The sequence below is a fragment of the Pseudomonas sp. ADAK13 genome (genome assembly GCF_012935715.1).
Lineage (GTDB): Bacteria > Pseudomonadota > Gammaproteobacteria > Pseudomonadales > Pseudomonadaceae > Aquipseudomonas.
Genome location: NZ_CP052860.1, coordinates 5,993,646 through 6,008,162, shown reverse-complemented (window position 1 = coordinate 6,008,162; position 14,517 = coordinate 5,993,646). Strand labels below are relative to the sequence as shown.

General features: G+C 61.4%; 13 protein-coding genes. 1 reads left to right on the top strand and 12 read right to left on the bottom strand.

The genetic code is table 11. The annotated features are described in order from the left end of the window. The first annotated feature begins 9 nt into the window (after positions 1 to 9). Positions 10 to 783: an enoyl-CoA hydratase gene (locus tag HKK54_RS27590; protein WP_010171088.1), complete on the top strand. Its 774-nt coding sequence runs from the start codon at positions 10 to 12 to the stop codon at positions 781 to 783. Between the two features lie 51 nt (positions 784 to 834). Here the strand turns inward: HKK54_RS27590 and HKK54_RS27585 are convergent, their stop codons facing one another. The 12 genes from HKK54_RS27585 to arnC all read right to left on the bottom strand — a co-directional run bounded on the left by HKK54_RS27585 (position 835) and on the right by arnC (position 14,114). Further along, positions 835 to 1,986, bottom strand: a complete 1,152-nt coding sequence (locus HKK54_RS27585; protein WP_169388518.1) for an acyl-CoA dehydrogenase family protein — start codon at positions 1,984 to 1,986, stop codon at positions 835 to 837. Between the two features lie 3 nt (positions 1,987 to 1,989). After that, complete coding sequence (locus HKK54_RS27580) at positions 1,990 to 3,093, bottom strand: enoyl-CoA hydratase/isomerase family protein (RefSeq protein ID WP_169388517.1); 1,104 nt, start codon at positions 3,091 to 3,093, stop codon at positions 1,990 to 1,992. Positions 3,094 to 3,235: 142 nt separating this feature from the next. After that, the gene (locus HKK54_RS27575) at positions 3,236 to 3,934 is read right to left on the bottom strand and encodes an HPP family protein (RefSeq protein ID WP_169388516.1); all 699 of its coding nucleotides are present in this window, start codon (positions 3,932 to 3,934) and stop codon (positions 3,236 to 3,238) included. A gap of 176 nt (positions 3,935 to 4,110) precedes the next feature. Continuing rightward, complete coding sequence (locus HKK54_RS27570) at positions 4,111 to 4,290, bottom strand: type VI secretion system contractile sheath small subunit (RefSeq protein WP_272903156.1); 180 nt, start codon at positions 4,288 to 4,290, stop codon at positions 4,111 to 4,113. A gap of 509 nt (positions 4,291 to 4,799) precedes the next feature. Then, on the bottom strand, positions 4,800 to 6,422 hold the full coding sequence (locus tag HKK54_RS27565; RefSeq protein WP_169388515.1) for an ArnT family glycosyltransferase: 1,623 nt from the start codon (positions 6,420 to 6,422) through the stop codon (positions 4,800 to 4,802). Between the two features lie 3 nt (positions 6,423 to 6,425). Then, positions 6,426 to 7,805 carry a UDP-glucose dehydrogenase family protein gene (locus HKK54_RS27560; RefSeq protein ID WP_010171078.1) on the bottom strand — a complete coding sequence of 460 codons (1,380 nt, stop codon included), beginning with the start codon at positions 7,803 to 7,805 and terminating at the stop codon, positions 6,426 to 6,428. Beyond that, positions 7,802 to 8,215: a 4-amino-4-deoxy-L-arabinose-phosphoundecaprenol flippase subunit ArnF gene (gene arnF / locus HKK54_RS27555; RefSeq protein ID WP_169388514.1), complete on the bottom strand. Its 414-nt coding sequence runs from the start codon at positions 8,213 to 8,215 to the stop codon at positions 7,802 to 7,804. Before arnF ends, HKK54_RS27560 begins: the two co-directional genes overlap by 4 nt. Next, positions 8,212 to 8,559 carry a 4-amino-4-deoxy-L-arabinose-phosphoundecaprenol flippase subunit ArnE gene (gene arnE / locus HKK54_RS27550; protein WP_010171073.1) on the bottom strand — a complete coding sequence of 116 codons (348 nt, stop codon included), beginning with the start codon at positions 8,557 to 8,559 and terminating at the stop codon, positions 8,212 to 8,214. Before arnE ends, arnF begins: the two co-directional genes overlap by 4 nt. Continuing rightward, entirely contained in the window at positions 8,556 to 10,211 is a 1,656-nt protein-coding gene (gene arnT, locus HKK54_RS27545) for a lipid IV(A) 4-amino-4-deoxy-L-arabinosyltransferase (protein ID WP_169388513.1), read from the bottom strand. The genes arnE and arnT overlap by 4 nt, the downstream gene beginning before the upstream one ends. Then, positions 10,208 to 11,092, bottom strand: coding sequence for a 4-deoxy-4-formamido-L-arabinose-phosphoundecaprenol deformylase (arnD, locus tag HKK54_RS27540; RefSeq protein ID WP_029615914.1), 885 nt, complete (start codon positions 11,090 to 11,092; stop codon positions 10,208 to 10,210). The genes arnT and arnD overlap by 4 nt, the downstream gene beginning before the upstream one ends. Then, the gene (gene arnA, locus HKK54_RS27535; protein WP_010171068.1) at positions 11,092 to 13,083 is read right to left on the bottom strand and encodes a bifunctional UDP-4-amino-4-deoxy-L-arabinose formyltransferase/UDP-glucuronic acid oxidase ArnA; all 1,992 of its coding nucleotides are present in this window, start codon (positions 13,081 to 13,083) and stop codon (positions 11,092 to 11,094) included. Before arnA ends, arnD begins: the two co-directional genes overlap by 1 nt. Next, positions 13,080 to 14,114, bottom strand: coding sequence for an undecaprenyl-phosphate 4-deoxy-4-formamido-L-arabinose transferase (arnC, locus tag HKK54_RS27530; RefSeq protein ID WP_169388512.1), 1,035 nt, complete (start codon positions 14,112 to 14,114; stop codon positions 13,080 to 13,082). Before arnC ends, arnA begins: the two co-directional genes overlap by 4 nt. Between the last annotated feature and the right edge of the window lie 403 nt (positions 14,115 to 14,517).

Below are 14,517 nucleotides of genomic sequence, written 5' to 3'. Positions count from 1 at the left end.
GGAGCATCTATGAGTTACGAAACCATTTTGCTGGACGTCCAGGGCCGTGTCGGGCTGATCACCCTCAATCGCCCGCAAGCGCTGAACGCCTTGAATGCTCAACTGGTCAGCGAGTTGAACCAGGCGCTGGACAGCCTGGAAGCCAATCCGGAAATCGGCTGCATCGTGCTCACCGGCTCGAAAAAAGCCTTTGCCGCCGGCGCCGACATCAAGGAAATGGCCGAGCTGACTTACCCGCAGATCTACCTGGATGACCTGTTCAGCGACAGCGACCGCGTGGCCAACCGCCGCAAGCCGATCATTGCGGCGGTCAACGGTTTTGCCCTGGGCGGCGGGTGTGAGCTGGCGTTGATGTGCGACTTCATCCTGGCCGGTGACAACGCCAAGTTCGGCCAGCCGGAAATCAACCTCGGCGTGCTGCCGGGCATGGGCGGCACCCAGCGCCTGACCCGCGCCGTGGGCAAGGCCAAGGCCATGGAAATGTGCCTGACCGGCCGGTTTATCGATGCGGTGGAAGCGGAGCGTTGCGGGATTGTCGCGCGGATCGTGCCGGCGGATGAGTTGCTGGATGAGGCGCTGAAAGTCGCGACCCTGATCGCCAGCAAATCGGTGCCCATCAGCATGATGGTCAAGGAAAGCGTCAACCGTGCGTTTGAAGTGAGCCTGTCTGAAGGTGTGCGCTTTGAGCGCCGGGTGTTCCATGCAGCGTTTGCCACACTGGATCAGAAGGAAGGCATGGCGGCGTTTGTGGCCAAGCGTGCGCCGGAGTTCAAGGATAAGTGAGGCCAAGGTGGGAGCCTGATGGCTCCCACAATTTCAATTTAAATCAACTGCTTACAGCTGATAGTTCTTAAGCTCTCGAGCAATCACCATCCGCTGAATCTCGCTGGTGCCCTCGTAAATCTGGGTAATCCGCGCATCCCGGTAGTAACGCTCCACCGGGTAATCCTCCAGATAGCCATATCCCCCATGAATCTGCATCGCTGAGGAGCACACCTTCTCGGCCATTTCCGAGGCAAACAACTTGGCCTGGGAAGCTTCCGACAGGCACGGCTTGCCCGCACTGCGCAGTCTGGCGGCATGCAGGATCAGCAAGCGCGCGGCGTTCAGGCGGGTCTGCATGTCGGCCAGCAGGTTGGCCACGCTCTGGTGTTCAATGATCGCCTTGTCGAACTGCACCCGGTCACGGGCATAGGCCAGCGCCGCTTCAAAGGCGGCCCGGGCGATGCCCAGCGCCTGGGCGGCAATCCCGATGCGGCCACCTTCGAGGTTGGACAGGGCGATGGCCAGGCCTTTGCCGCGTTCGCCCAGCAGGTTGGCTTCGGGCACGCTGCATTGGTTGAGGGTGACGGCGCAGGTGTCCGAGGCACGAATGCCCATCTTGTGTTCGGTACGGTCCACCACGAAGCCCGGGGTGTTGGTAGGCACCAGGAAGGCCGAGATGCCTTTCTTGCCGAGTTCCGGGTCGGTCACCGCAAACACGATCGCCAGCTTGGCGCGCTTGCCGTTGCTGACGAACTGCTTGGCGCCGTTGATCACCCACTGGCCGTCCCGCAGTTCGGCACGGGTGCGCAGGTTGTGGGCTTCGGAACCGGCCTGGGGTTCGGTCAGGCAGAAGCAGCCGATAGCCTGGCCGCTGGCCAGTTCCGCCAGCCAGGTTTCCTTTTGCGCTTGTGAGCCGTAGTTGAGAATTGGCCCGCAACCGACTGAATTATGGATACTCATCAGTGCGCCGGTCGCGCCATCGCCGGCGGAGATCTCTTCCACTGCCAGGGCGTAGGCCACGTAGTCGACGTAGGTGCCGCCCCATTCCTCGGGGACGACCATCCCCAGCAACCCCAGTTCGCCCATCTTGGCGACCAGGGCATCGTCGATCCAGCCGGCTTTTTCCCAGGCCTGGGCGTGAGGCGCGATTTCGCCTCGGGCAAAGTCCCGGGCCATGTCGCGGATCATTACCTGTTCTTCAGTAAATTCAATATCTTGCATGACTTAGTTCTCGTTCTTGTCGAAGTCGCGGAAGAAGCTCTCGACATGATCAGCCTCCAACGCCTGGAGGGACGGAGGGTTCCAGCGAGGGGTTTTGTCTTTGTCGATCAGCAGGGCGCGTACGCCTTCGATCAGGTCGCCGCGGGCGAACCATTGGCGGTCCAGGTGCAATTCCAGGGCGAAGCACTGCTCCAGGGGCAGGTGGCGACCCCGGCGCAGCATCTGCAGGGTGACGGCCATGGCCAGGGGCGAGCGGGTCTGCATCAGGCTGACGGTGGTCAACGCCCAGTCGTGACTGTCGGCAACGGTGACTTGCTGCAACTGCTCAACGATGCTCGGCACGTCCGGCAAGGCAAAAAAGTGGTCGATGGCCGGGCGCAGTGCCGCCAGCGGTGCGTCGGGCAATTGCTGTACGGCCAGGCCGGCCAGCAGGCCTTGCAGGTCCTTGAGCGGCGAGTCGTGCCATTGAAGGCGGTCGAGCCGCTGATCGAGCTCGCTGAGTTTGGCGCTGTCGAGGTACCAGTCGGCAAGCCCGCAATACAGGGCGTCGGCCGCGCGAATCTGCACCCCGGTCACACCGAGGTAGATCCCCAGTTCGCCGGGAATACGCGGCAGGAAATAGCTGCCGCCCACGTCAGGGAAATAACCGATGGCCACTTCCGGCATCGCCAGGCGGCTGCGTTCGGTGACCACTCGCAGGTCGGCGCCTTGCACCAGGCCCATGCCGCCGCCGAGGACAAAGCCGTCCATCAGCGCCAGCACCGGTTTGCGGTAGTGGTGGATGGCGAGGTCGAGGGCGTATTCCTCGACGAAGAAGTCTTCGTGAAGGGTGTCGCCGTTCTTGTAGCTGTCGTACAGCGAGCGAATGTCGCCGCCGGCGCAGAAGGCTTTTTCCCCGGCACCGCGCAGCACCACGGCGTGCACCCGGGGGTCGTCAGCCCAGGCCTGCAAATGCCGGCTGAGGCTGCGGACCATGTCCAGGGTAATGGCATTCAGGCCGGCGGGGCGATTGAGCGTCAGGTGGCCTATGTGGTTGCGTACTTCAGCCAGGACCTCGTCTTGCAGAATCCCGGCGCTGCTTGCCTCGGATGAAACCTGAGCAGTCATCTCTAACTCCCTGCTTTTATTGTTCTTTATCAAGATGTTCGGGGGCGAACGCTCTCGCGATCGTACCAGTGCAAATTTGCCCAGTACAAGTCGGAATCCTGCAGGTCGTTTTTGCATTTTTGCACGATGGGCTGCATCGGCCCTAGCGTTGGAAAACCGCCCCGATAGCGCGTCGCCGGGCGTACCGTTCGCTGGCCTGGATCAGCTCTTCCAGTTCCTGTGGGGTCACGTCCAGGAACTGCTCGCGCTCGGCGAGTGCCTGCTTGAGGTCTTCGGCGCTGATGCCGGGGTTTTCGATGGCGGTTGGCATAAAGCTCGGTGCCGCCGGTTCGCTTGCGCCCTTGGGGTAACGTGTGCGCGTCGCATTATTGTAGGCCAGGGCACACGCCACCATGACGGTAGCGCCCAGCATGACGGCACCCATTTCCTGCCAACCCAGGGCGATGGAGGCGGGGTCTGCCAGCACCAGGCTCATGGCCAGCCCACCCGCCGGCGGGTGCAGGCAACGCAGCCAGCAGATCAGGATCACCGTCATCCCGGCGGCCAGGCACGCGCTGCCCAGGGTGCGTCCCAGTACCCGGGCCACCAGCAAGGCAACGACCCCGGCGCACAGGTAGCTGCCGATGATCGACCAGGGTTGGGCCAGTGCGCCGGATGACACGGCAAACAGCAGCACCGCCGAGGCCCCGAGCGGGCCGATGAGGTGCAAGGCCACCTCCATGCCGAACACCTGGGCACATACCCAGACACTGAAGAGCGTGCCCAGGGCCATGCCGATCGCGGCGCGGCTCCATTCGGCGGGGCGGGTATTGATGGCAGCGGGTAACCAGCGAGCGAGCATTGACAGACGGTCCATAAAAAGCGGGCGAAAAAAAAGGCCTGTCTGGTTTCCCGGAAAAGCCCTTCAAAAAAGTTCCTGCATTTGGGGGAGGAACCTGCGCAGTGTGCCCATCGGGCAAAGTTGCCGCCAATGCATATTAATGCAGGTCAAGTGCAGTATTTTTGCAGTTAACCGCCTCAGCCGAAGGGTATCAGCCGCGTCGGGGGTGGCAGGGGGCTGCTGACCTTGCCCAGCACCCGGTCATTGGTTTCTTCGTTGATCAGCAGGTTCTGCACGTTTTCCCGCAGTGACGGGTTGTTGGCCAGCGGGCCCTTGAGCACCACCAGCGCATCGCGCAACTCCATCAGTCGATCCAGCTTGGGAACCGGGACATAGCCAACGCTTGCCGGTGAAGAGGGGGTTTGAAGAATGGATGTAAAACCTGTCGCAGAAGAGAGGGCGGGCAATGGTTGGTCGGACACGGAGCATTCCTCTAGAGTAAATAAACGGCAGGATTAAGTGCTGTTTAAACTTGTTTATTGTTATTGCAACTCTTTCTATAACCGGGTGAGCACGATTTGAGCTGGTTTCTTTCAAAATTGTCAGGAAGGCCCTGAGTCGAGCCACGGGTGCTATTTTAAATAGTGGGGAAGGTAGTAATTAATTAACTCACTTGGCAGGCGAGTCTACAGTTGGGGACTTTAAGCGGGAAGGGGAGTTGCATCGGTGGTTACGGATAGAAGCGTAGGATTTTTCTCGATAGTTACTGTCTGGAAATTTACAGAAGTTATCGGATAAAGAAGCTTCTTACATACACCGGAGTTTTAAACTACGGATAGCACCGACATGGGATAAGCGGGTTGCCCGCTTATCCCATTGCCAGGCATCAAGGCTGTGGGTTTTTGACCAAATGCAGCAACACATACGGGTTCTTGTCGAACTGCCCGGTCAACACCGGCACCAGTGAGCGAAACCGTGGATCGCTCAACCCTTCAAAGTCCGCCTGGCTCATGATCAGCCAGGCAGGTGCCTGAATCGGTGCCAGTTCGGCGGTCAACTGGGTAAACAGCGGCACCCGGTCGCAATCGAGGTTGACCATGAACTTGATGGCTTTCGCATCCTTGCCCAGCGCGTGCAGCACCAGCGGCGCCCGTTCCTGCTGGATGAGCGTCTGGGCCTGGAGGGTAAAGGTGCGCGTGTCATACAGCCGGCGCTCCAGGGGTTCGACCATCACGATATAGGCGAGCCATACCGCCAGCACGGCGGTGAAGGCCGGGCCCAGGTAGCGAAGGCGCGTCTTGAACAGAAACCCCAGTGCCAGCGTCTGGAGGGCTATCAGGATCCCGAACACCGGGTTGAGGCTGCCAATCTCCCCGGGGAAGCGATGACGCGCCACGAACAAGCCGGCGATCAGCAGCCCGGGAATTGCCGTCCAAAGCGCCAGCATCAGCCAGCGCAGCCCGGCGAACAGTCGCCCCCGTTCAACCTGGAACGGATACGCGGCGATGATCGCCGCCATGGGCAGCATCGGCAGTACATAGCGGGCCTTTTTCGCCTGAGGCACCGACAGGCCGATCATCACGATCAAACCTGCGGCGAGGCAGTACAGCACCAGCTTCAGCGCCGGCCCCTGTTCTTCGCGGCCACCGGCAACGATTGCAATCAGCGCCAGTAGGGCCAGCGGATACGCCGGGGCGTAGTTGCCCAGGGAACTGCTGAAGTAATACAGCACGCTGCCGGAGCCTTCAGTCCCGTCCATGCGGCCGAGGAACTGCATGCGGATCACATCCTGCATGAACCCTTCGCCGCCGCTGAGCTTGGCCAGCAGCAACAGCAGGCCGACACAAGCCGCCAGCAACGCCAGGGCCAACAGGCCGAAACTGAACAGTTGCCGCCATTGGCGATTGATCAGGTAGTAGCTGCACAGCATGCCGGTGGGAATCACCAGGCCGATCGGCCCACGAATCGCGAACCCTACGATCAGCAGCGCAAACAGCCAGTGCAAGCGCTTGCCGGCGCCGAAGTGATCATGGGCATACCCCAGGTAAAACACCGCCAGGGCCACCGCGGCCAGCATCTGGTCGAGGGACACTGCGCGGGTTTCGCTGATGAAGGTGCTGCTCAGCATCATCACCGCGATGCTCAGCAGCGCCCAGCGCCGGGAGTAGGGCGCCGTCAGGCGATAGACCAGCACCACGATCAGTGCCGACGCGATGGCCGTCGGCAGCCAGGCCGTCAGGCTGGTGACCTGCCCCAGGGGCAGGGATAGCAGCCAGGTCAGCAGTGTCGAGGTGGCGAGGTAGTCGGCATAAGGCTGCCCGTAGGTCGTCGGGAAGAACCCCGGCCCATGGCGCAGCATCTCCTGGGCGAACAGCACAAAGCGCGAATCAAAGCCAATGATTGCCTGGTTCCAGTTGCCCGCGATAAACAGGACGAGCGCCAGGAGCCCCAGCAACCATGAGTGTCGGCGAATCGTCGGGCTGAGCAGGGGCGGATGAGCTCTGTCCACGTCTTAGGCTTCCTCGGCCTGAGGTACCCAGTTTTGCTGGGGGATCGGCAAATTGCAGGAGTCGCCGCGGCCCATCGGGAAGTACTGGATGCCTTTGCGTGCCAAGCGTTCGCCGTCGTACAGGTTACGGCCGTCGAAGATCACCGGGGTTTTCAGGCGCTGCTGAATCAGGTCGAAGTCCGGCGCCTTGAACTGCTGCCATTCAGTGCAAATGATCAAGGCGTCGGAACCGCTCAGGGTCGACTCCGGGGTGCCCATCAGCATCAGGCGCGGGTCATCGCCATAGATGCGCTGGGTTTCCTGCATGGCTTCCGGGTCAAACGCGCGCACATTGGCGCCGGCGGCCCACAGGGCTTCCATCAGCACACGGCTGGGTGCGTCGCGCATGTCGTCGGTGTTCGGTTTGAACGCCAGGCCCCACAAGGCGAAGGTCTTGCCCTTGAGGTCGCCCTTGAAGAACGCGTTGGCGCGTTCGAACAGCTTGCTCTTCTGGCGCTGGTTGATCGCTTCCACGGCTTCCAGCAGGTCGCTGGAGCAGTTGGCGGCCTTGGCGCTGTGGATCAGGGCGCGCATGTCCTTGGGGAAGCACGAGCCGCCATAACCGCAGCCCGGGTAGATAAAGTGATAACCAATGCGCGAGTCGGCACCGATGCCCAAGCGCACGGCTTCGATGTCGGCGCCCAGGTGTTCGGCCAGTTCGGCGATCTGGTTGATGAAGCTGATCTTGGTGGCCAGCATGCAGTTGGCGGCGTACTTGGTCAGCTCGGCGCTGCGCAGGTCCATGAAGATGATGCGGTCGTGGTTGCGGTTGAACGGTGCATACAATTCACGCATCACCTCGCGCACTTCTTCACGCTCGCAGCCAATGACGATGCGGTCCGGGCGGCGGCAGTCGGCAACGGCCGAGCCTTCCTTGAGGAATTCCGGGTTGGAGACGATATCGAATTCCAGGTGGCGGCCGGCCAGGTGCAGGGCTTTTTCCATGTGGGCGCGCAAGGTGTCGCCAGTGCCGACGGGCACGGTGGACTTTTCCACCAGGATCACCGGTTGCACCCGGTGACGGGCCACCGCATCGCCTACCGACAGCACGTATTTCAGGTCGGCCGAGCCGTCTTCATCCGAAGGCGTGCCCACGGCGATAAACAGGACTTCGCCGTGCTCGACCGCGAGTTTTTCGTCATAGGTAAACGTCAGGCGCCCGCCTTCGAGGTTTTCCTTGACCATGGCCGCCAGGCCCGGCTCGAAAATGCTCACGTGGCCCTGTTGCAGTTGCTTGACCTTGTTCTCGTCAACGTCCATGCAGATGACATCGTGACCGACTTCGGCCAATACGGTGGCCTGCACCAGACCGACGTAACCACTACCAAATACACTGATTTTCATGGGGCATTCCTGGGACTTGTGGTGCTAGCACGACGAGAGTTGATAGTCAGGACTCCGAGGATGACCAAGGCCACTCCCGCAGTTTTTGAAACGGAAAAATGTTCGTTGAACACCGGCAGGCTGGCGGCCAGCAGGTACACCAGCGCGTAGCTGATGCTGAGCAGCGAATAGGCACGCCCCAGCGGCAGGTCTTTCAGCGCGCCCAGCCAGCAGAGCATCGACAGGGCATAGGCGATGATCGCCAGGATCACCACGCCCAGTGCGCCAAGGTCGATGGCACCGGTGTTGAGCGCTGTCAGCCATTCGGCGGGCAGCGGCAGGCGCGTCATGCTCCAGCGCATGCCCAACTGGGCGCCGCTCACCAGTGCAACGCTGCCCAGGGCCAGGGCAAAACCGCGAGCGCGACTCATACCTGACGCCCCAGCAACACCACACCGGCAATCACCAGCAGCACGCCGAACCAATGGCGGCCGTCGATGTGTTCGTGGAACACAAAGCGCGCCACCAGGGTCACCAGCACAAAGTTGAGGCTGAGCATCGGGTAGGCGATGCCGACTTCCAGGCGTTGCAGCACCAGCAGCCACACCAGCAAACCCAGGCCCAGGCATATCAGTGCCGACCACAGCCACGGCGAGCGCAGCTTCAAGGCCCAACCCTCGGGCTGGTCACGCCAGCCTTCCACGGCAAACTTCTGGGACACCTGGCCCATGCAGGTCAGCAGGCACGCGCCCAACAACAGCAGCAGTGTGGTCATGGGGCACTCTGCGGGAAAATCAGAATCACAATATTGCCTTGCTCGTAGCGCTTGCCGTCTTTGGGCAGCAGCTCGACTTCCTGGCGCTCGTCGTCACCCTTGACCCGCATCACCACGCCCACTGAACCCTGTTTGCGCGCGTCGGTCATCCATTGCTGGACATGGGCGGCATCGATCTTGCGGTAAGCGGTGTCCGGGAAGGCGATGCCGTATTTCACTTCGCCAACGGTGTTGTAAAGCATCACTTCGGGACGCTGCAGGCGCCATGACAAGGCCGAGGCCGCACCCAGGTCGTTGCTCAGCAACGCGGTGGTGGGCTGCAATTCCTGGAGGTGATCGATGATGAACTGGTCCGGGGTCTTGTTATAAACCACCGAGTGCGGCAACGCGGCCGGCACCAGTGCCACCAGCAGCCAGCTACCGATCACCGGTGCGGCCCACAGGTGCAGCGGGCGGGCGGCTTGCAGCAGATTGGCGATGATCCAGCCGAACAGGAAGATGAACACCAGCACCAGGCTCAAGGTTTCCTGGCCGTGCTCATACACCGGCTTCTTCAATTGGAACCAGGTCAGGGCCAGCAGCCCCAGCACGCCGAGGATCAGGTTCAGCCAGCCGTTGATGCGCAGTACGCGGCCACGGGCCTGGGCCAACTTGTCGGCCAGGGTATGGCCCATCAACAATGCCAGCGGCAGCAGGCACGGCATGATGTACGACGGCAGCTTGCCCTTGGCCAGGCTGAAGAACGCCAACGGCATCAGCAGCCACAGCAACAGGAAGCCGATCTTGGCACTGCGCTTTTCCAGCCACGCCTGTTTGACGGTGGACGGCAGCAACGCCATCCACGGCAGGGTGAACGCTACCAGCAACGGCAGGTAGTACCAGAAGGGTTCGGAGTGCTGGGCGTCTTCGCCGGCAAAGCGCTGGATGTGCTCGTGCCAGAAGAAGAAATTCCAGTAATCCGGTTCCTGGGCATGCACCATCAGTGCCCACGGCAGGCTGACGACAATCGCGACGACCACGGCCACCAGGCCATAGGTGAGCAGCTCACGAAAGCGCTTTTGCCAGACCATGTAGGGCAGGGCGATCAACACCGGCAGCAACCAGGCGAGGAACCCCTTGGTCATGAAGCCCATGCCGCAGGCGAACCCGAGCAAGGCCCAGGACCCCAGGCGGCCACGGGGGGTGGTGCTGTCGAAGCAGAACCACAGCGCAGCCCCGGTCAGGTTGACCCAGAAGGTGAACTGCGGATCGAGGTTGGCATAGCCCGCCAGGAACGCGACGCTGACGAAACTCATGTACAGCACGGCGCTGACCAGGCTCTTGCGCGGGTCGTTCCACAAACGCCGGGCCACGAAGTACACCAGTAGGATGCTCAGGCCGGTGCTCAAGGCCGAGGCAAAACGCACGCCGAACAGGTTCTGGCCGAAGATCGCCTGGCCCAGCGCGATCATCCAGTACCCGGCGGCCGGTTTTTCGAAGTAGCGAATTCCCATGAAGTGCGGCGACGCCCACTTGCCGGTCAGCAGCATTTCCTGGCTGATCTGCGCATAGCGGGTTTCGTCGGGAATCCACAGCCCGTGGGTGGCCAGCGGGATCAGGTAGAACACCCCGAAAGCCAACAGGAGCAGGGGCAGGGCCCAGCGCCGGATCATGCCTTTTGCACTCCGAGCCAGCCTTCACGGCCGCTCAGCACACCGCGCACCAACTGTTGCTGGGGCAGGGTGGTCACGTCGGCGGGCAACAGGTCGCCCAACGGTTTGAACGCGATGCCGCGCTGCCCTGCCTGGGCGAGCAACTGGCGAAAATCATTGGCCATCAGAATCCCTTCTACTTCTGCGTGGATCGTATAAACGTTGAGCTTCGACGGCTTGAAGCGGTCGAGGATGAAGGCATTGAAATCCTTGGCAGCCACTACCGGGCCCACGACTTCGTCGAAGGTCGGCATGTCCACCGGAATTTGTGGCGTGCCGGCACTGCCATCCGCCAGGGTCGGCCGGAACAGGCTGGTACCACGGCAATCGCTGTTGTAACGGAAGTTGAACGGTTGCTTGGCTTGCACCACGCGCTCATCGGCACGCCAGCCGGCGGCGGCTGAACAGTCGATGCGCTCACCGAGGATGTCGCTCAAGGTGTCGACGCCACGGCGGATCTGCTCGACCAGCTGTTTGTCGCTCCAGCTTGCGGTGTTGGCCTGCCAGCCATGGTGATCCCAGGCGTGCAGGCCGACTTCATGCCCGGCTGCCTTGGCCTGGCGCATCAGGTGCCCCAGGTCGCGGCCAATGGGTTTGCCCGGCCAGGCAGTGCCGGCCAGCAAAATGTCCCAGCCGTACAAACCGGCAGCATTGGAGCGCAGCATCTTCCACAGGAACTGCGGGCGGATCAGGCGCCACAAGTGGCGCCCCATGTTGTCCGGCCCGACGCTGAAGAAGAAGGTCGCCTTGACCCCGGCTTCGTCGAGCGACTCCAACAACCTTGGCACCCCTTCGCGGGTGCCTCGGTAGGTGTCGACGTCGATGCGTAGACCCGCTTGCATCAACGCTTGTCCGCGATTTCGAGCATGGCTTCACGCAGGAAGAAATCCAGGGTGTTGCCGATGGTTTCGCTCATCTCGACGGTAGGCTCCCAGTTCAGCAGGCGCTTGGCGTTTTCGATGCTTGGCTTGCGGTGTGCCACGTCCTGGTAACCGGTGCCGTAGAACGCCTTGCTCTCTACGTCGCGGAAACCGGCAAACGGAGGGAAGTTGCTGCGCAGCGGGTGAGCTTCGAACTGACGCAGCAGTTCTTCGCCCAGCTGACGGATGCTGGCTTCGTTTTCCGGGTTGCCGATGTTGATGATCTGGCCGTTGCAGTTGTCGTTGTCGTTATCAATGATGCGCGCCAGGGCTTCGATGCCGTCGGCGATGTCAGTGAAGCAACGCTTCTGCTCGCCACCGTCGAACAGACGGATTGGCGTGCCTTCCACCAGGTTCAGGATCAGCTGGGTGATGGCGCGGGAGCTTCCGATACGGGCCGAGTCCAGGCGGTCGAGGCGCGGGCCCATCCAGTTGAATGGACGGAACAGGGTGAACTTCAGGCCTTTGTCGCCGTAAGCCCAGATCACGCGGTCCAGCAGTTGCTTGGAGACCGAGTAGATCCAGCGCTGCTTGTTGACCGGGCCCACCACCAGGTTGGAGGTGTCTTCGTCGAAGTACTGGTCCTGGCACATGCCATACACTTCGGAGGTCGACGGGAAGATCACGCGCTTGTTGTACTTCACGCAGTAGCGAACCAGTTTCAGGTTCTCTTCGAAGTCCAGTTCAAATACGCGCAGCGGGTTGCGGGTGTATTCGATCGGGGTGGCGATGGCCACCAGTGGCAGGACCACGTCGCACTTCTTGATGTGGTACTCGATCCACTCGGAGTGAATGCTGATGTCGCCTTCCACGTAGTGGAAGTTCGGGTGGCTGCGCAGGCGCTCGATGGCGTCGGAACCGATGTCCAGGCCGTAGATTTCGTAACGGTCGTCGCGCAGCAGGCGCTCGGACAGGTGGTTACCGATAAAGCCGTTCACACCCAGGATCAGCACGCGGGTACGGCGTGGCTTGCGGCCGGACTCGGCGCCGCGCAGCACGGAACCGTCCACCAGGCCCAGCTCATCCGCCAGGGACGGGCCGGCCAGGTACAGGCCGTTTTCGTTGCGCTGGCCAAACTTGACCACCAGGGAATCTTCACCGCAGGCGATGCGCAGCGGGTTGACGCTGATCACGCGGCCTGGCGCCAGGCCTTCGTTGCCCTTGACGACTTCAGCGCTCCAGACGATCAGCTTGTGCTCGCCCACGGCGCAGAAGGCGCCCGGGTAAGGCTGGGTCACGGCACGCACCAGGTTGAACAGCTCTTCAGCCGGCTTTTTCCAGTCCAGCTTGCCGTCTGCTGCGGTGCGGCGACCGAAGTAGGTGGCCTGGCTTTCGTCTTGTGCGGTTTCAGCCAGCTTGCCTTGAGCCAGTTGCGGCAGGGCGTCGCGCAGCAGGTTGGTGGCCGCCTCACGCAGTTTGGCGTGCAGGGTCAGGCCGGTGTCGGTGCGGTCGATCACGACTTTCTGCTGGGCCAGGATCGCGCCGGCATCGGCACGCTTGACCATGCGGTGCAGGGTCACGCCGGTTTCGGTTTCGCCGTTGACCAGCACCCAGTTGGCCGGTGCACGGCCACGGTATTTAGGCAGCAGGGAGCCGTGCAGGTTGAACGCGCCTTTTTTGGCGGTGGCCAGCAGGGCTTCGCTCAGCAGGTTGCGGTAGTAGAACGAGAAGATGTAGTCCGGGTTCAGCTTGGCGATGCGCTCGATCCACAGCGGGTGGTTGGCGTCTTCCGGGGCGTGCACCGGGATGCCATTGCGGGCGCACAGTTGGGCGACGGAACCGTAGAAATTGTTTTCCTTGGGATCATCGGCATGGGTGAACACGGCAGCAATTTCGTAACCCGCATTGAGCAGGGCTTCGATGCCTGCACAGCCAATATCGTGGTAAGCGAAGACAACAGCTTTTGAATTCATGACGAAACCTGATCGGAAGGAGAAGTAGAGGTGTGGGAAGACGTCAGGCCATCGACCGTAAAGGTCTCGGCCGGTGCTGCCGGTTGGTTGCGCAGCACTTTTTCAATAAAGAACCGTGGGCGGGCCCGCACATCGCTGTACATGCGGCCCAGGTATTCACCCAAGAGGCCCATGCCGATGAACTGGCCACCGGTGAACACGAACAGGACGGCGAACAGCACGAACATCCCGTCACCGGCCCAGCCGGCACCGAAGGCAATACGCAGCACAATCAGCGCAAAGGCGAAGAGCATGCCCAGCGCCGCCAGGCTGAAACCGACGATGCTCAACAGGCGCAGTGGCGTGGTGGTCATGCAGGTCAGCAGGTCGAACATCAGGCTGATCAGGCGCATCGGGCTGTACTTGGACTCGCCGTGTTCACGCTCGGCGTGATGCACCAGGATTTCCGTGGTGTGGCGCGCAAAGCTGTTGGCCAGGATCGGGATAAAGGTGCTGCGCTCGCGGCAGGCCAGCATGGCGTCGACGATGGTGCGGCGATAAGCGCGCAGCATGCAGCCGTAGTCACTCATGGCCACGCCGGTGGAGCGCTGCACGGCGAGGTTGATCAGGCGCGACGGCCAGCGGCGGAAGGCCGAGTCCTGGCGATTGTTGCGCACGGTGGCAACCACGTCGTAGCCCAGGGCGGCCTGTTCAACCAGGCGCGGGATTTCTTCCGGCGGGTTCTGCAGGTCGGCGTCCAGGGTGATCACCACGTCGCCCCGGCAATGCTCGAAGCCGGCCATGATCGCGGCGTGCTGGCCGTAGTTGCGGTTGAGGATCACCGCGACCACGTTGCTGCCTTCGAGCGCGGCGGCGTCTTCCAGCAATTGCGCGGAGTTGTCGCGGCTGCCGTCATCCACCAGGATGATTTCGTATTCGTAAGCCAGCTGTTTGCAGGCGGCCATGGTGCGGCGCAGCAATTCAGGCAGGCTTTCTTGTTCGTTGTAGACCGGGATAACGATCGACACGCAATGAATTGGATAGGGTTTCAAAGATTCATTACCTCGGGGGTTAGAGCAACTTGGAGCGTAAACACAGCAGTAATCACAAGCCTGGAACAGCAGGCGCCTGATTAAAAATAACGTGGATTCATGGCATTCATTCGGTAGTCCTGACAGGTCACAGTGGGTCTTCCTTGGCTTACGTGAGTAAAGACCAAAATGCTCAAAGGTAAAGCGGAATCAACGAGTTAACCTGCAAAGTACGGTTCGCTCTCAAGTCGTGCCGCCAAGATTAAGCGCAAAAATGTTCAACGAATATGAAACGCAGATGAAAAAGTCGTTTTTTTGGCAGGTAGACAGCTAGTGTTCAGCTAAACAGCAGGAACACGGACAATGCCTTCCTGGCCACGTGTGGAGGGGGAGTAGCCTTTTCCTACTCGCTAGTTCATTCCTG

Bases quoted from the DNA above. Each gene is read 5' to 3' on its own strand.
- HKK54_RS27590 (WP_010171088.1), top strand. From the start codon at position 10: ATGAGTTACGAAACCATTTTGCTGGACGTCCAGGGCCGTGTCGGGCTG.
- HKK54_RS27585 (WP_169388518.1), bottom strand. From the start codon at position 1,986: ATGCAAGATATTGAATTTACTGAAGAACAGGTAATGATCCGCGACATG.
- HKK54_RS27580 (WP_169388517.1), bottom strand. From the start codon at position 3,093: ATGACTGCTCAGGTTTCATCCGAGGCAAGCAGCGCCGGGATTCTGCAA.
- HKK54_RS27575 (WP_169388516.1), bottom strand. From the start codon at position 3,934: ATGCTCGCTCGCTGGTTACCCGCTGCCATCAATACCCGCCCCGCCGAA.
- HKK54_RS27560 (WP_010171078.1), bottom strand. From the start codon at position 7,805: ATGAAAATCAGTGTATTTGGTAGTGGTTACGTCGGTCTGGTGCAGGCC.
- arnF (WP_169388514.1), bottom strand. From the start codon at position 8,215: ATGAGTCGCGCTCGCGGTTTTGCCCTGGCCCTGGGCAGCGTTGCACTG.
- arnE (WP_010171073.1), bottom strand. From the start codon at position 8,559: ATGACCACACTGCTGCTGTTGTTGGGCGCGTGCCTGCTGACCTGCATG.
- arnT (WP_169388513.1), bottom strand. From the start codon at position 10,211: ATGATCCGGCGCTGGGCCCTGCCCCTGCTCCTGTTGGCTTTCGGGGTG.
- arnD (WP_029615914.1), bottom strand. From the start codon at position 11,092: ATGCAAGCGGGTCTACGCATCGACGTCGACACCTACCGAGGCACCCGC.
- arnA (WP_010171068.1), bottom strand. From the start codon at position 13,083: ATGAATTCAAAAGCTGTTGTCTTCGCTTACCACGATATTGGCTGTGCA.